The following is a 14,528-nucleotide window of genomic DNA, read 5'->3' as shown; positions in this document are numbered from 1 at the left end:
TGGTAATGGCAGCAATGGACGAGCAATACAATCCACGCAGTGTAGAACAGAATGCCCGCACCTTCTGGGAGGAGAACAAGACCTTCGAAGTGAAGGAAGAACCGGGTAAACCCAAGTACTACTGCCTGTCCATGTTCCCCTACCCCAGCGGCAAGCTGCACATGGGCCACGTTCGCAACTACACCATTGGCGACGTAATTTCCCGCTACCAGCGCATGCAGGGAAAAAATGTCATGCAGCCCATGGGTTGGGACGCCTTCGGTCTGCCGGCCGAAAATGCCGCCATTGCCAACAAGACCGCGCCCGCAAAATGGACGCATTCCAACATCGATTACATGAAGAACCAGCTCAAGCAGCTGGGCTTCGGCTACGACTGGAATCGGGAACTGGCCACCTGCAAGCCGGATTACTACCGCTGGGAACAGTGGTTCTTTGCGCGCCTGTATGAGAAGGGCCTGGTGTACAAGAAGATGTCCACCGTCAACTGGGATCCGATCGACCAGACCGTCCTGGCCAATGAGCAGGTGGTCGACGGTCGCGGCTGGCGTTCCGGCGCCCTGGTCGAACAGAAAAAGATCCCCCAGTGGTTCATTCGCATTACCGATTACGCCGAGGAATTGCTGAACGATCTGGACCAGCTGGAAGACTGGCCGGAACAGGTCAAGACCATGCAGCGCAACTGGATCGGTAAATCCGTGGGTACCGAACTGACCTTCCCGCTGAAAGACGGCGACGACGGCCTGACGGTCTACACCACTCGCCCGGATACCCTGATGGGCGTGAGCTACATGGCCGTGGCCGCCGAGCACCCGCTGGCCAAGGCCGCCGCAGAACGCCACCGCGATGTCGCCGAGTTCGTAGATGAGTGCCGGAATAGCAAGGTCGCGGAAGCTGAATTGGCGACCATGGAAAAGAAAGGCATTGATACTGGCTTCAAGGCCATCCATCCGCTGACCCAGGAAGAGATTCCGGTCTGGATCGCTAACTTCGTACTGACCGATTACGGCACCGGTGCCCTGATGGCGGTTCCGGGTCACGATGAGCGCGATCACGAGTTTGCCCTGAAGTACCGCCTGCCAATCAAACAGGTGATCGCAGCCAGTGATGGTCGCGAACTCGATGTCCAGGAAGAGGCCTTCACCGAAAAAGGCACCCTGGTCTCGTCCGGCAAGTACAGCGGCCTGACCAGTGACGAAGCCTTCGACGAAATTGCTGATCACCTGGAAGCACAGGGCATCGGCAAACGCACGGTCAACTATCGCCTGCGGGATTGGGGCGTGTCACGTCAACGCTACTGGGGTGCCCCGATCCCCATGATGACCCTGGAAGACGGCACCGAGCGTCCGGTCCCCGACGATCAGCTGCCGGTGCGCCTGCCGGAAGACGTCGAGATGGATGGCGTTCAGTCACCGATCAAGGCCGACCCTGAGTGGGCCAAGACCAGCTTTGAAGGCCAGCCGGCCACCCTGGAGACGGACACCTTCGATACCTTCATGGAGTCGTCGTGGTATTACGCGCGGTTCTGCAGCCCCAACTACGACAAGGGCATGCTGGATCCGGCCGCAGCCAACTACTGGCTGCCGGTGGACCAGTACATTGGCGGCATCGAGCACGCCATCCTGCACCTGCTTTACGCCCGCTTCTTCCACAAGATGCTGCGCGACGTTGGCCTGGTGAACAGCTCAGAGCCATTCAATCGCCTGCTCTGCCAGGGCATGGTGCTGGCGGAGACCTACTTCCGCACTGACGATACCGGCAAGACCACCTGGATCGCGCCTGCCGATGTAACCGTGGAGCGTGACAGCAAAGGCCAGGTCATCCGGGCCATCCATAAGCAAGATGGCGCACCGGTAGAAATCGGTGGTGTCACCAAGATGTCCAAGTCCAAGAACAACGGCATTGACCCCCAGGCCATCATCGATGAGCATGGCGCCGATACCGTTCGCCTGTTCATGATGTTCGCCGCGCCGCCAGAGCAGTCTCTGGAGTGGTCTGACAGCGGCGTTGAAGGGGCCCACCGCTTCCTCAAGCGCCTGTGGCGGATGGTGAACGAACACACCGCTGAAGGGCCTTCACCGACACTGAACGCGGCGGAGTTGAACGACGCCCAGAAAGACCTGCGCCGTAAGACCCACGAAACCATTGCCAAGGTCAGTGACGACGTCAGTCGCCGACTCACTTTCAACACCGCCATTGCCGCCGTCATGGAACTTCTCAATGAGGCCGGCAAGCTGTCGGACAGCGAGCCCCAGAGCCGTGCCGTTCGTCAGGAAGCCCTGAACACCGCAGTACTGGTTCTGTCACCGATTGTTCCCCACATCTGCCACTCCCTGTGGCAGTCACTGGGGCACGAAGAGCCGGTGGTCGATGCCAGGTGGCCGGTGGCCGACAAAGACGCGATGGTTCGCAGCCAGATCCAGGTTGTGCTGCAGGTCAATGGCAAGGTCCGGGCAAAACAGGATGTCCCTGCCGACATCGGCAAGGCTGATCTGGAAAAACTGGCGCTGGAGAACGAGAACGTCATGCGGTTTACCGAGGGTGCTACAATACGCAAGGTAATCGTGGTACCAGGCAAGCTGGTGAACGTGGTGGCCAACTGATATGCCACTTCGCTCGCCACCCTATCCGGCCTTACCCGCGGTCATGACTGCTATTGTCATGACCACGATAGCCGGTTGCGGCTTCCAGTTGCGCGGCGCGCCGCCGGTATCGGCGGCGTTGCAGCCTCTGGCAGTTGAGTGCGCGCGCGATGTGCCGGAATTGCTGTGCGAGTCCGTACGCGACCAGCTGGAATTGGGCGATGTAGAACTTGCCGAAGCCAGCAACGCCGCCTACGTCATGAAGCTCAGTGACTTCCAGCAGGACCGCCGGGCCTCGGCCATTACAGTCCAGGCCGCAGCCGCGGAATACACCCTGCGCAACTCGGTCAGCCTGGAGCTGATCAGCACTGATCAGGTGCCGATCATTGGCGACACCCGCCTGAGCTCCAGCGAAAGTTACCGCTATGACGAAACCAATGTGTTGGCCAAACAGCGCGAGGAAGAAGAGCTGCAGACCCAGCTCAGCAACCGTCTGGCCCAACAGATTATCTTCCGACTGGCACCGCTGACCCAGGCCCGTATTGACACCATCCGGGACCAACCTCAATCAGATTCCGGTGATCAGCCGGATAACGACGCACCAGCGCCATGAAAACGCAGCCGGGCCAGCTTCCTCAACTGCTGAAAAAAGGCCTGTCGCCGGTCTATTTGATCTCCGGCGATGAGCCCTTGCTGGTACAGGAATGCTGTGACCAGGTCCGCAAGGCCGCGTTGGATGCCGGCTTTGTCGACCGGCTGACCTTCCACGCCGACAATCAACTGGACTGGAACGCCGTGGCCGACGAGTTCAGCGCCATGTCCCTGTTTGCCGAACGTCGGCGCATCGAGATCCATCTGCCCACCGGCAAGCTGGGGGATGGACGGGCGCTGCTGGAGCGGGTGCTACAGGAGCCTCCGGAAGACATCATCCTGTTGTTGATCAGTGCCCGCCTGGATGCCGCGGAAACGCGCCGAAAGTGGTACAAGGAACTGCAGAACAAGGGTGTTCATGTGCCGGTCTGGCCGGTGGACGCGGACAAATTCCTCGGCTGGCTGCAGCAACGCGCCTCAAGCCGGGGCTTGAGTCTGACCCGAGGCGCCCTGGCAATCCTTGCAGAACGACTTGAAGGCAATTTGCTCGCTGCCAGTCAGGAGCTCGATCGCTTGTCGCTGCTGAGTGGCACTGACACCATTGACGAGGAAATTGTGGAGCAAGCGGTGCAGGACAGCTCCCGGTTCAATGGTTTTGAGCTGGTAACCGAACTGCTTGCCGGCCGGGCACCCCATGCCGGAAAAATGATAGGCGTGCTGCAGCAGGAGGGAGAAAATCCTCTCGGTCTACTTGCGGTACTCACCCGCGACCTGAACCTGATTCTTGAACTCAGGGGCGCTGCCAGTCAGGGCGAAAATCCCAGTGCCTTTCTGAAAAAACGGGGCGTCTTTCAGCCTCAACGCGCCCGGGTAATCGAACAGGCTTCCCGGCGCCTTTCCCGCCCCCAACTGCACCAAGCCATTGAGGTCTGTAGCCAGATTGATCGAGCCGCCAAAGGTTTCGACAGCCTGACGCCGTGGCACTATCTGCGGGACCTCTCGCTGCTGCTGTCAGCCCGATCCTGATCTGGATCAAGCCCTCTCCACTCTCATACCCGCTCGCCGTCACTTCTCTTGACAGAAAATCCCTGGTCGGCGCATCTTAAACAAAGACTGTGTTTAGAGGAGAGGTTTGAAATGAGCCTGCAAGAAGAGCTAAGAAAACTTTCCGAAAAAATAAAGCAATATCGCGACGAGGCCCGTGTTCAGATGCACCTTGCCAAAGAGGACGTCAAAGACGAATGGGACGATCTTGAGCAGGATTGGGAGCGGTTTCGCAACCGTTTGGATCAAGTGATGCACGATGCCGAAGAAACGTCCCAAGAGGCTCGCCAGACAGCTCAGAAACTCGGCGAGGACCTGAAGGACGGCTATCGGAACATTCGCAACAAACTGAAGTAGAGTGTTAACTCGTTAACATAATGCCACAAATAACAACTAAAGAGCCTCATGCGGTACATGGGTCTGTGCCATACTTCACAATATATGCGGTCAAAGCGTCATATTTTTGACCAGCCGGGCAAAGGAGGCCCACTCAGCACAGACGCTTTCAGATTATGCGAGGCATGACAGGCGTATGAAGCACTTCTCACTGACACTCGTCACCTTGTCACTACTGCTGTCCGCCAGCCTGGTGATTGGGCAGAACACCCGTTTCAGTGACCCCGACACGGTTATCAAAAATGAGTTCTGGGGCAACCTTTACGCGGAGGGTGGTAATTCCTTTTTCTGCGACACCGCGTTTACCAGCAAGGGTTTCTTGCTCACAGACGGATACGTATACCCTCTCGCTGACATTCGCAGCGCACTGGACTGCGGCACTTCCCGCTCATGCGAACAGGACAACCGCTACCGGCAGATCGCCTCAGATCTGCACAACATGGTTCCGGTTAAATCCCGGATTGAAATGCAGCGTCGTAATGTTCGCTACGAGGACCTGGGAGCGACGGTGAAGCCCAGCGACTGCGGCATTCGCGAGAGCGCCGGGTTCTTCGAGCCGCCCAAACAAGTTAAAGGCGACGTCGCACGCACCGTTGCCTACATGGTAGACACCTATGACCTACCCTGGATTGGCGCCACCCCGGTATTTCAGGACTGGAGCCGAAACGATCCACCGGATGACACCGAGTTGACCCGTCACCGCCGCGTCAGCGAGATTCAGGGCAATAAAAACCCTTTCGTGACCAATCCTGAGCTCATCGAGCAGCTCTGAGCCAGCCTCCGGGTTAGCAGCGACAAACACGACAACAACTGACAAAAAAAGCAGGCCGGATGGCCTGCTTTTTTATTGCGCTATTTATAACCGCAGCAGATCAGAACTCTTCAGCAGTCAGCGCCATCATCGAATCGCTTCCACTGCGGATGCCTTCGGCAAGCGAAACGGTCTTCGGCAGCAGACGATCGAAATAGAAGCGTGCGGTTTTCAGCTTACCAGTGTAGAAACCGGAGCTGTCACCCTCAGCTTTTGGTGCAGCCGCCTTAACCATCTTCGCCCACATGTAGCCGAGTGCCGTCAGGCCGAACAGGTCGAGGTAATCCACAGACGCCGCACCTACGGCATCAGGGTTATCACCGGCCTGCTGGATCACGTGTTCGGTGACATCGGATAAGCGCTCAAAAGCAGCGGCCAGTGGCTCAAGGAACGGACGCAGATTCTGGTCCGCGCTGTTTTCCTCAATGAATGCCGCTACGTCCTGGGCAAACAGCTCGTAAAGCTTGCCCTGGCTTCCAACCACTTTACGACCCATGAGATCCAGCGCCTGGATACCATTGGTGCCTTCGTAAATCTGGGTGATCCGGCAGTCACGCACCAGTTGCTCCTGACCCCACTCACGGATGAAACCATGGCCGCCAAACACTTGCTGGCCCATGATGCAGGCGTCCAGGCCACGGTCGGTCAGGAAGGCCTTGGCTACTGGCGTCAGCAACGCCACCATGCCTTCAGCATGTTTGCGCCGCTCTTCCTCAGCAGGATCCGCGTACTTGGAGATATCCAGCCACTGGGCAACGTAGGTGGAGAATGCTCGTCCACCTTCAACGTAGCCTTTCATGGTCAACAGCATGCGGCGAACGTCCGGATGCACCAGGATCGGGTCGGCTGCCTTTTCAGGCTGCTGGGCACCGGTAGGTGCGCGGCTCTGAATGCGGTCCAATGCGTATTCCCGGGCACTCTGCAGAGAGGCTTCGGCGGCACCAATACCCTGAATGCCAACACCCAGACGTTCATAGTTCATCATGGTGAACATCGCCGCCAGGCCCTTGTTCTCATCTCCGACCAGCCAGCCCTTGGCGCCGTCGAAGTTCATCACACAGGTGGCAGAACCCTTGATGCCCATTTTCTTCTCAAGGGAACCACAGCTGAAGCTGTTGCGCTCACCCAGGGAACCGTCGTCGTTCACCATGAACTTTGGCACCAGGAACAGGGAAATGCCCTTCGGCCCCTTGGGCGCATCCGGCAACTTGGCGAGCACCAGGTGAATGATGTTCTCGGCCATGTCGTGCTCACCCCAAGTAATAAAGATCTTGGTACCCGTGACGTTGAATGAGCCATCGCTGTTTGGGTCAGCCTTGGTGCGGATAATGCCCAAGTCGGTTCCGGCGTGGGGCTCGGTCAGGTCCATGGCACCAGACCAGACACCGGAGTACATGTTCGGCAGGTACTTTTCCTTGAGTTCCTGGCTGCCATGGGCGTCCAGGGCCAGACACGCACCAGCAGTCAGCATCGGGGCCAGACCAAAGGCCATGTTGGCACCCTGCATCATTTCCTCGAACTGGGCGACCAGTGTTTTGGGCATGCCCATACCGCCAAAGTCCGGGTTACCACCCAGTCCGTTCCAGCCACCTTCAACGATGGTCTGGTAGGCTTCTTTGAAACCCTCCGGCGCAGTGACTTCACCGTCATTCCACTTGCTGCCCTGCTCGTCACCCTCACGGTTCAGGGGCGCCAGCACACCGCTACTGATCTTGCCGGCCTCTTCCAGAATCGCGTCTGCCGTGTCCGGGTCGACGTTTTCCGCAACCTTGGGCAAGGACGCCCAAAGAGCAGGGGCATCGAAAACTTCGTTCAAAACAAAACGCATGTCACGTAGAGGTGCCTGGTAATCAGCCATCTATAACTCTCCAAAATCAGTCAGTCTGTTCAGGCGCTGCCAGTTGTTTAATTGGGCCCGACGCACCTGTTTGGGCGGTATGTCCGCTCCAAATTCGTTTTATGAGCGCCCATTCTACCTTAAAAGCGAACCTCAACTCATGAAAAAGCCCGCGTCCGGGGAGCGCGGGCTTTCTTGTCCTGTGGGACTGTCCTTCGGTGCCCGCGCCTTACAGGGCGAAGGCTTCCTCAGGCATGTCCATCAGGCTGTCAGCGCCGGCCAGCATGCTCTCAGCATGGGCCTTGGAGCGCGGCAGCATACGCTTGAAGTAAAAGCGTGCGGTCTGCACTTTGGCGTTGTAGAACATCTCTTCAGAGGTTCCGTCTGCCATGGTGTCCAGTGCCACCTTCGCCATACGCGCCCACAGGTAGGCAAACACGGCGTAACCGGAATACATCAGGTAATCCACGGACGCGGCACCTACTTCTTCACGGTTCTTCATAGCGGTCATACCAACCTTCATGGTCAGGTCGCCCCATTCCTTGTTGATGGCCGCCAGCGGCTCAACGAATTCCTTCAGCTGCTCGTTGTCGGCATTTTCCTTGCAGAATACGTGCACCTGCTTGGTGAAGCCCTTCAGGGACTCGCCCTGGGTCATCAGAACCTTACGGCCCAGCAGATCCAGTGCCTGGATGCCGGTGGTGCCTTCGTAGATCATGCCGATACGGGCATCACGCACGTTCTGCTCCATGCCCCACTCGGAGATAAAGCCGTGGCCACCGAACACCTGCATGCCCAGGTTAGCGGCTTCGTAACCGATCTCGGTCAGGAACGCCTTGGCAATTGGCGTCAGGAAGCCCAGAGCTTCGTCAGCGGCCTTGCGCTCTTCTTCGGTCTTGCCACTGTGAACAATGTCAGCCTGCTGCGAGGTCAGGTAAATCAGGGCACGGGCGCCTTCGGCGACGGCCTTCTGAGTCAGCAGCATGCGACGCACGTCCGGGTGCACAATGATCGGATCAGCAATGCCTTCCGGATTCTTCGGGCCGCTCAGGGAGCGCATGGCCAGACGATCCTTGGCGTACGCCAGGGAGCCCTGGAAGCCCAGCTCAGCAGCACCCAGACCCTGGATGGCTGTACCGATACGGGCGGTGTTCATGAAGGTAAACATGCAGTTCAGACCACGGTTTTCAGGACCGATCAACCAGCCCTTGGCGCCGTCGAAGTTCATCACACAGGTAGCGTTGCCGTGGATACCCATCTTGTGCTCGATGGAACCACAGGAAACGGCGTTGCGCTCGCCTGAGGAACCGTCTTCATTCGGCAGGTTCTTGGGCACGATGAACAGGGAAATACCCTTGGTGCCTTCTGGTGCGCCCGGCAGACGTGCCAGAACGATATGAACAATGTTCTCAGCCATGTCGTGCTCACCGGCTGAGATGAAAATCTTGGTGCCGGTAATGGCGTAGGTGCCATCGGCACTCGGCTCGGCCTTGGTGCGAAGGGTGCCCAGATCGGAACCACAGTGCGGCTCGGTCAGGCACATGGTGCCGGTCCACTCGCCGCTGATCAGCTTGGTCAGATAGGTCTGCTTCTGCTCTTCGGTGCCGTGCTCTTCAATGGTGTTGGTCGCACCGTGGCTCAGGCCCGGGTACATACCGAAAGACCAGTTAGCCGTGCCTACCATTTCGCTCATGACCAGGCCGAGCGAGTGCGGCAGGCCCTGGCCACCGTAGTTGGGATCGGCAGTCATGGACGGCCAGCCGCCTTCGACGTACTGCTGGTAAGCTTCTTTGAAGCCAGTCGGTGTCTTCACACCGTCTTCGCTCCAGGTACAGCCCTCTTGGTCACCGACCTGGTTCAGCGGAGACAGAACCTGCTCACAGAACTTGGCACCTTCTCCGATAATGGCGTCCACCATATCCGGAGTGGCGTCTTCTGCGCCTTCCAGGTTGGCGTAGTGCTTCTCGCTGTCCAGCAGCTCGGTCATTACGAATTTGATGTCACGCAGGGGCGCTTTGTAGTCAGGCATGGAATCCACCTCGGTTTTTCGGGCTTCGCTGAATCACAATGACAGCTTTCAGCCTCGGTTTTTTCTCAAACACCGCAACGCAACGCGCTGCAGCCTTAATTAAACACTTGTTTGAAACATACGTTTAGAGGCACAGAATTGTCAATAGTCGATATAAAAATTTGTGTTGCGATCTGTGACCAAAACGCCCGCTACAGACATCGTCACGAGGAAATACAAGAGGTTGCAGGCAAGGGAAGGAAAACCGTGCTTTCGGTTGAGAAAGTTAGGTGTTAGGCCGCAACAGCGCGGAAGGCCGAGCGCTGCTGTTCAGCATCATCCGTCATCGCGGAGACAGTTTGATAGGTGCCACTCGCCTGCTGTCCGGTGCGGGATTGTGGATCGTCTTCACTGCCCTGCCCTGGCTTGAGCTTAGCGCCTGCGGCTTCTTCCGGTCCGGATATCACCTCAGACTGGGCTTTCAGCATCACCTGCATGGCTTCGGCAGCGACAGCTTGGTCCTGGCCGGAGGGCTCGGCCGGTGCCATGGCCGCGGCCCGAACCACCCGCATTTTTTCGATGGTTGCCTGCGGATCGCCCGGAACAGGAGACACATCAATGGGCACCTCGCCGCCCACAGCATACTGGGCACCGTCTGGGCCGCGCTGGTAGGTATAGGAGATGGCACCTGCGTACTGACCGCCCACCGCCTGGTGCGCCGCTTCATGGGCACGCACTTCGCGATCTCGGGCTTTGAGTTCGGTAAGCTGCTTGAGTTCTTCCGGGCTCAGGCCCTGCTCGGGCGTTGCTGAAACGCCGCTGGCACGGGCCTTGGGTTGGTCTTTACCAGAATGGCCATCCGTTCTGGACGGTTCAGCTTCGGGCCGAGGCGAAACCTGGCCAGCGGCTGACGGGGAATAGACCGGGAGATTAGGGGATATGGCGTTCAAGACCGGTGCTCAGGCCATGATATCCAAGAGAGTGCCGAGCGTTTCGTCAGCGGCCTTCACGACCTGGGCCGAGGCCTCGACGCTGCGCTCATACAATTTCAGGTCAATAATGGGCTCGACCAGACTACCGGCGCCTTCCGCGGTGCCCTGAGGACCATCGACACCACCACGAGCAATTTTCCGGGCCGCATTGTCCATGCCGACCATGCCGTCCTGGATACCCTGAATGCCGATTGCAAGTGTATTGCTGATCATAGCAACTGCGTCCACTGACCAATTATTGACACCAGTTAGCCATATTCCTGGTCAATTTTCAATCAAACATTTGATGTCCAGGTGCGATGCCAGGGCTACGGGATCCGGCTCCTCCAACCAGGGCAATTCCCCCAGGCACGGCGCGGCCATGTGCGAGCCCAGATACTCCAGCGTTTCCTGCTCGCAACTCATTGTTTCAGCTTCGGCACGATTGGCCACCCAGCCTGCTACCACCAGGCCATCTGCACGAATCGCCTCGGCAGTCAGCAGAGCATGGTTGATACACCCGAGTTTCAGACTGACCACGAGGATCACCGGGGTGCCCAGTTCACGCGGCAAAGACGCATAGGTTTCCCGGTCATTGAGCGGCACCCGCCAGCCACCGGCGCCCTCGATCAGCATCAGGTCGGCCGAACGAAGCTGGAGCCCGCGGCAGAACCCGATCAACCGCTGTGCCGTGACGGTTTTCCCGGCCTGAGCCGCAGCCACGTGGGGAGCAATCGCCGGCTTCAGCGCCACTGGATTGATCACCTCATAGGCCAGCGATTCGGTCATGGCGCTCTGCAGGGCCAGGGCATCCTCATTCCGCAGGCCTTCCGGCGTTTCGTCGCAGCCGGATGCAATCGGCTTCATCGCCAGGGTGCGCAGACCCGCAGCTCGGGCCGCCTCAAGAATAGCCGCCGACACCATGGTCTTGCCCACACCCGTGTCCGTGCCGGTAACGAAAAAGGTCTTCTTGGCCATAACTTATGAAATTCCGAGGTTAATTGAAGAGGAAAGGTAAACAAAAATCAGGATGCCTGCCAAGACACCCATGCCGCTTCATAACTGGCGATGATCGTGCCATCGGATTGCTTGGGATAACTCAGGCACATAGTGCGGACACGACCGGGCGCGGTCAGGGTCCTGCGCCGGCTTTCACTCTTGAAACCGGCACCCAGCAAACGCAACTCAGCGGCAAGCGCCATTGGCGACGCATAGGGTAGCGCTATGGTCCGGGTGTCCAAACGGGCATCCGGCAGCACGGCCTCAACCCGTTGCCGTAAGGCAGTTTCAGACTCAAACCGGTTAATGTGCTGCTGACCCGGATCAGCTTCCGCCCACGCCTGCTTGAGCTCTCCTAACGTGCCTTCGAGCAAGGTTGACAGCACCAGCCGCCCACCCGGCCTCAGTACCCGCCGGCACTCGGCAAATACGGTGCGGGGATCATCACACCACTGCACCATCAGATTGCTGAACACCACATCGAAGCTGTTGGACGGGACCGGCAGAGACTCCGCATCGGCGACCATCAACTCGATCCCCTGCTCAGACCGCTCACTGGCCTGCTTGATCATTCCTGGAGATAAATCCACACCGGTTACCTGGCACGGCCAGGTCTGCGCGATCTTCCGGGTGAACCAACCGGTGCCACAACCAAGATCCAGGATTCGCCGTGGCCGGAGATCGTCCCCGGCAAGCTTCAGCGCACCCAGCATTTCGTCGCCCATAATCCGCTGCAACCGGGAAGCGCCGTCGTAGGTTTTACTGGCACCACCGAACTGACTGGCAATCAAGGACTTATCTGCTATCGAACTAGACATTACGCCCGGCGCCTGTCCCGAACCGGAGACACGGGAAGCCACCGCGTTCACACCGCCACCCCGGCGCTGGGCAACAAGTGGCGGCAGCTGGACAGGCCCTGCAACAAACGGTTCAGGTCCGCCTCACTGTGGGCTGCGCTGAACGTTACACGCAGGCGGGCTTCACCTTCTGGCACTGTGGGCGGCCGAATGGCAGTGACCAACAACCCCTGCTGCTCCAGGGCCTTGCTCAACTCAAGGGCGGTCCAGTTATCACCCACCATAATGGGCTGAATCGGAGTCTCGGAAGGCATCATCTGATAGCCCATGGCCGTCGCTTGCTGCCGGAAAACCGCGATCAATTTTTCAAGATGGCGACGGCGTTCGTCGTCGCGCTCAATGAGATCGATGCTGGCACAGGTCGCGGCCGCAATGGCCGGAGGCATGGCTGTGGTATAGATATAGGTCCGGGCCTTTTGCACCAGGTAATCCATCAACACTTCGGGTCCCGCGACGAAGGCACCACTGGTGCCCACGGCTTTGCCCAGGGTGCCGATGAGCACCGGGACATCCTCTTCAGACAACCCCTGTGCAGCAATACTGCCGCGACCTTGGGGACCGAGCACACCAATACCGTGGGCATCATCAACTACCAGCAAGGCGTCGTGCGCCCGACACACCTGCGCCAGCTCTTTCAATGGGGCAACATCGCCATCCATGCTGAACACGCCATCCGTTACTACCAACTTATGGCCCGAGGTCTGGGCGAGCATCGTTGCAAGCGCGTCGACATCGCCATGAGCATAGCGCCGGACCTTGGCCCGACTGAGGATGCAGCCATCGATAATCGAAGCGTGATTAAGCCGATCGGAGAAAATGGTGTCACCGCGCCCGGCCAGCGCTGAGATCACGCCCATGTTGGCCATGTAACCGGTGGAGAAAAACAACGCTGAGCCGCGGCCGGTAAACTCGGCAAGCCGCTGCTCCAGCTGATGATGGGCATCGTGGTGACCACAAATCAGATGCGACGCGGCACCACCCAGCCCGGTCTCGGGCAAGGCATGCCTGAGCGCATCGATATTGCCGGGATGATTGGCCAGGCCAAGGTAATCGTTACTGCAGAATGACAGCAGGGGTTTGCCGTCGGAGGTTAATTCCGGCTGCTGGGGGCCTGAGATCTGGCGACGGGTTCGGTAGAGCCCGGCCTGTTTTCTCTGGGCAAGCTCGCCTTCAAAATCACGCACAATAACACCCCGCGATCTACTCGTAATCTGGGCACCGGGCGGGCAAGGCTACCCGGGATTGTGTGAAGCCAGGGACGGCTTCACTCAAGCGCCCATGGATGGGCTCGTAGCGTATCCCGGGTAGCCTTGCCCGCGCGGTGCTTCCCGGGAACTATCCAGCGATCAAGACGCTGCAGATTCCCGCGTGGCGTCATAGAACATGTGGCGCGTGGCTTCGTACTCCACCGCCTCGGTGATCGCCTCTTCCTCCTGCTCCTCGGACGCACACTGCTCCCGCTGCTCCGGACGGATACCCAGGCGACGGAACAGTTCCATATCCGCGTCTGCTTCCGGGTTGGCCGTGGTCAGCAGCTTCTCGCCGTAGAAAATGGAGTTTGCACCCGCCATGAAACACAGCGCCTGCATCTGCTCGTTCATGTTTTCCCGGCCAGCGGACAGGCGAACATGGGAAGCCGGCATCATGATGCGGGCAACGGCGATGATACGAACGAAGTCGAATGGATCCAGGTCTTCCACATTTTCCATGGGTGTACCCTTCACCTTCACCAGCATATTGACCGGCACACTCTCAGGGTGCTGCGGCAAATTGGCCAGCTGAAGCAGCAGGCCGACCCGGTCGTCTTCGTCCTCACCCATACCCAGGATGCCGCCGCAACACACCTTCATGCCCGCCTTGCGAACATTATCCAGCGTGTCCAGACGATCCTTATAGGTACGGGTAGTGATGATGTGGCTATAGAACTTCTCGGAAGTGTCCAGGTTGTGGTTGTAGTAATCCAGCCCGGCATCCGCCAGTTCTTTGGCCTGATTCTCTTTCAGCATGCCCAGGGTCATGCAGGTTTCCAGGCCCAGAGACTTCACCTGCTTAACCATATCCAGGACATAAGGCATGTCCTTTTTGGACGGGCTGCGCCAGGCTGCCCCCATGCAGAAACGCGAAGCGCCCTTGCCTTTCGCGGCCTTCGCTTCCGCCACTACCTTTTCGATCTCGAGCAACTTTTCCTTCTCAAGCCCGGTATTGTAGTGACCGCTTTGCGGGCAGTACTTGCAATCCTCCGGGCAGGCACCGGTCTTGATCGACAGCAGCGTGCTGACCTGGACTTCGTTGGGATCGAAGTGTTCGCGGTGCACACTCTGGGCACGGAACAGAAGATCGTTGAACGGAAGTTCGAACAGGTCGCGTGCTTCTTGCAGCGTCCAGTCGTGACGGATTGCCGTTGAGATTGCCGTGGAGGGTGCTGTAGCGGTCAT

The 14,528-nt window shown here is 58.6% G+C and carries 13 protein-coding genes; 5 read left to right on the top strand and 8 right to left on the bottom strand.

The window, feature by feature from the left end:
* The first annotated feature begins 14 nt into the window (after positions 1-14).
* The 5 genes from leuS (at position 15) to FCS96_RS05915 (ending at position 5,382) form a co-directional block, all read left to right on the top strand.
* On the top strand, positions 15-2,600 hold the full coding sequence (gene leuS, locus FCS96_RS05935; protein WP_138439658.1) for a leucine--tRNA ligase: 2,586 nt from the start codon (positions 15-17) through the stop codon (positions 2,598-2,600).
* A gap of 1 nt (position 2,601) precedes the next feature.
* A complete protein-coding gene (locus tag FCS96_RS05930) occupies positions 2,602-3,192 on the top strand; it encodes an LPS-assembly lipoprotein LptE (RefSeq protein ID WP_138439281.1) in 591 nt (196 codons plus the stop codon).
* A complete protein-coding gene (holA, locus tag FCS96_RS05925; protein ID WP_138439280.1) occupies positions 3,189-4,196 on the top strand; it encodes a DNA polymerase III subunit delta in 1,008 nt (335 codons plus the stop codon). The genes FCS96_RS05930 and holA overlap by 4 nt, the downstream gene beginning before the upstream one ends.
* Before the next feature lie 111 nt (positions 4,197-4,307).
* On the top strand, positions 4,308-4,571 hold the full coding sequence (locus tag FCS96_RS05920; protein ID WP_138439279.1) for a hypothetical protein: 264 nt from the start codon (positions 4,308-4,310) through the stop codon (positions 4,569-4,571).
* Positions 4,572-4,746: 175 nt separating this feature from the next.
* A complete protein-coding gene (locus FCS96_RS05915) occupies positions 4,747-5,382 on the top strand; it encodes an endonuclease (protein ID WP_138439278.1) in 636 nt (211 codons plus the stop codon).
* A 100-nt stretch (positions 5,383-5,482) separates the two neighbouring features.
* On the opposite strand, the gene FCS96_RS05910 is transcribed toward FCS96_RS05915, so the two are convergent.
* The 8 genes from FCS96_RS05910 to bioB all read right to left on the bottom strand — a co-directional run bounded on the left by FCS96_RS05910 (position 5,483) and on the right by bioB (position 14,528).
* Positions 5,483-7,279 carry an acyl-CoA dehydrogenase C-terminal domain-containing protein gene (locus FCS96_RS05910; RefSeq protein ID WP_138439277.1) on the bottom strand — a complete coding sequence of 599 codons (1,797 nt, stop codon included), beginning with the start codon at positions 7,277-7,279 and terminating at the stop codon, positions 5,483-5,485.
* A gap of 208 nt (positions 7,280-7,487) precedes the next feature.
* Positions 7,488-9,287 (bottom strand): acyl-CoA dehydrogenase C-terminal domain-containing protein, encoded by a 1,800-nt coding sequence (locus tag FCS96_RS05905; protein ID WP_138439276.1) that lies wholly within the window; start codon positions 9,285-9,287, stop codon positions 7,488-7,490.
* 272 nt (positions 9,288-9,559) lie between these two features.
* Positions 9,560-10,216 carry a putative metalloprotease CJM1_0395 family protein gene (locus FCS96_RS05900; protein WP_228264023.1) on the bottom strand — a complete coding sequence of 219 codons (657 nt, stop codon included), beginning with the start codon at positions 10,214-10,216 and terminating at the stop codon, positions 9,560-9,562.
* A 9-nt stretch (positions 10,217-10,225) separates the two neighbouring features.
* Positions 10,226-10,471, bottom strand: coding sequence for a flagellar biosynthesis protein FlgE (locus FCS96_RS05895; protein ID WP_138439275.1), 246 nt, complete (start codon positions 10,469-10,471; stop codon positions 10,226-10,228).
* Between the two features lie 51 nt (positions 10,472-10,522).
* Positions 10,523-11,215 (bottom strand): dethiobiotin synthase, encoded by a 693-nt coding sequence (bioD, locus tag FCS96_RS05890; RefSeq protein WP_138439274.1) that lies wholly within the window; start codon positions 11,213-11,215, stop codon positions 10,523-10,525.
* 47 nt (positions 11,216-11,262) lie between these two features.
* On the bottom strand, positions 11,263-12,054 hold the full coding sequence (bioC, locus tag FCS96_RS05885; RefSeq protein WP_138439273.1) for a malonyl-ACP O-methyltransferase BioC: 792 nt from the start codon (positions 12,052-12,054) through the stop codon (positions 11,263-11,265).
* Positions 12,055-12,101: 47 nt separating this feature from the next.
* Positions 12,102-13,277 carry an 8-amino-7-oxononanoate synthase gene (bioF, locus tag FCS96_RS05880; RefSeq protein ID WP_138439272.1) on the bottom strand — a complete coding sequence of 392 codons (1,176 nt, stop codon included), beginning with the start codon at positions 13,275-13,277 and terminating at the stop codon, positions 12,102-12,104.
* Between the two features lie 162 nt (positions 13,278-13,439).
* Positions 13,440-14,528 carry a biotin synthase BioB gene (gene bioB, locus FCS96_RS05875; protein WP_138439271.1) on the bottom strand — a complete coding sequence of 363 codons (1,089 nt, stop codon included), beginning with the start codon at positions 14,526-14,528 and terminating at the stop codon, positions 13,440-13,442.

Source organism: Marinobacter alexandrii (assembly GCF_005871205.1).
In the GTDB taxonomy this organism is placed as follows: Bacteria; Pseudomonadota; Gammaproteobacteria; order Pseudomonadales; family Oleiphilaceae; genus Marinobacter; species Marinobacter alexandrii.
Note: the sequence above shows the minus strand (reverse complement) of the source record. Positions and strands in the feature narration are given on the sequence as shown.

What these genes read in the sequence shown, in the direction of transcription:
- bioB (WP_138439271.1), bottom strand. Translation starts at nt 14,528, where the DNA reads ATGACCGCTACAGCACCCTCCACGGCAATCTCAACGGCAATCCGTCAC.
- FCS96_RS05895 (WP_138439275.1), bottom strand. Translation starts at nt 10,471, where the DNA reads ATGATCAGCAATACACTTGCAATCGGCATTCAGGGTATCCAGGACGGC.
- holA (WP_138439280.1), top strand. Translation starts at nt 3,189, where the DNA reads ATGAAAACGCAGCCGGGCCAGCTTCCTCAACTGCTGAAAAAAGGCCTG.
- FCS96_RS05915 (WP_138439278.1), top strand. Translation starts at nt 4,747, where the DNA reads ATGAAGCACTTCTCACTGACACTCGTCACCTTGTCACTACTGCTGTCC.
- FCS96_RS05930 (WP_138439281.1), top strand. Translation starts at nt 2,602, where the DNA reads ATGCCACTTCGCTCGCCACCCTATCCGGCCTTACCCGCGGTCATGACT.
- FCS96_RS05920 (WP_138439279.1), top strand. Translation starts at nt 4,308, where the DNA reads ATGAGCCTGCAAGAAGAGCTAAGAAAACTTTCCGAAAAAATAAAGCAA.
- FCS96_RS05905 (WP_138439276.1), bottom strand. Translation starts at nt 9,287, where the DNA reads ATGCCTGACTACAAAGCGCCCCTGCGTGACATCAAATTCGTAATGACC.
- bioD (WP_138439274.1), bottom strand. Translation starts at nt 11,215, where the DNA reads ATGGCCAAGAAGACCTTTTTCGTTACCGGCACGGACACGGGTGTGGGC.
- bioC (WP_138439273.1), bottom strand. Translation starts at nt 12,054, where the DNA reads ATGTCTAGTTCGATAGCAGATAAGTCCTTGATTGCCAGTCAGTTCGGT.
- leuS (WP_138439658.1), top strand. Translation starts at nt 15, where the DNA reads ATGGACGAGCAATACAATCCACGCAGTGTAGAACAGAATGCCCGCACC.
- FCS96_RS05910 (WP_138439277.1), bottom strand. Translation starts at nt 7,279, where the DNA reads ATGGCTGATTACCAGGCACCTCTACGTGACATGCGTTTTGTTTTGAAC.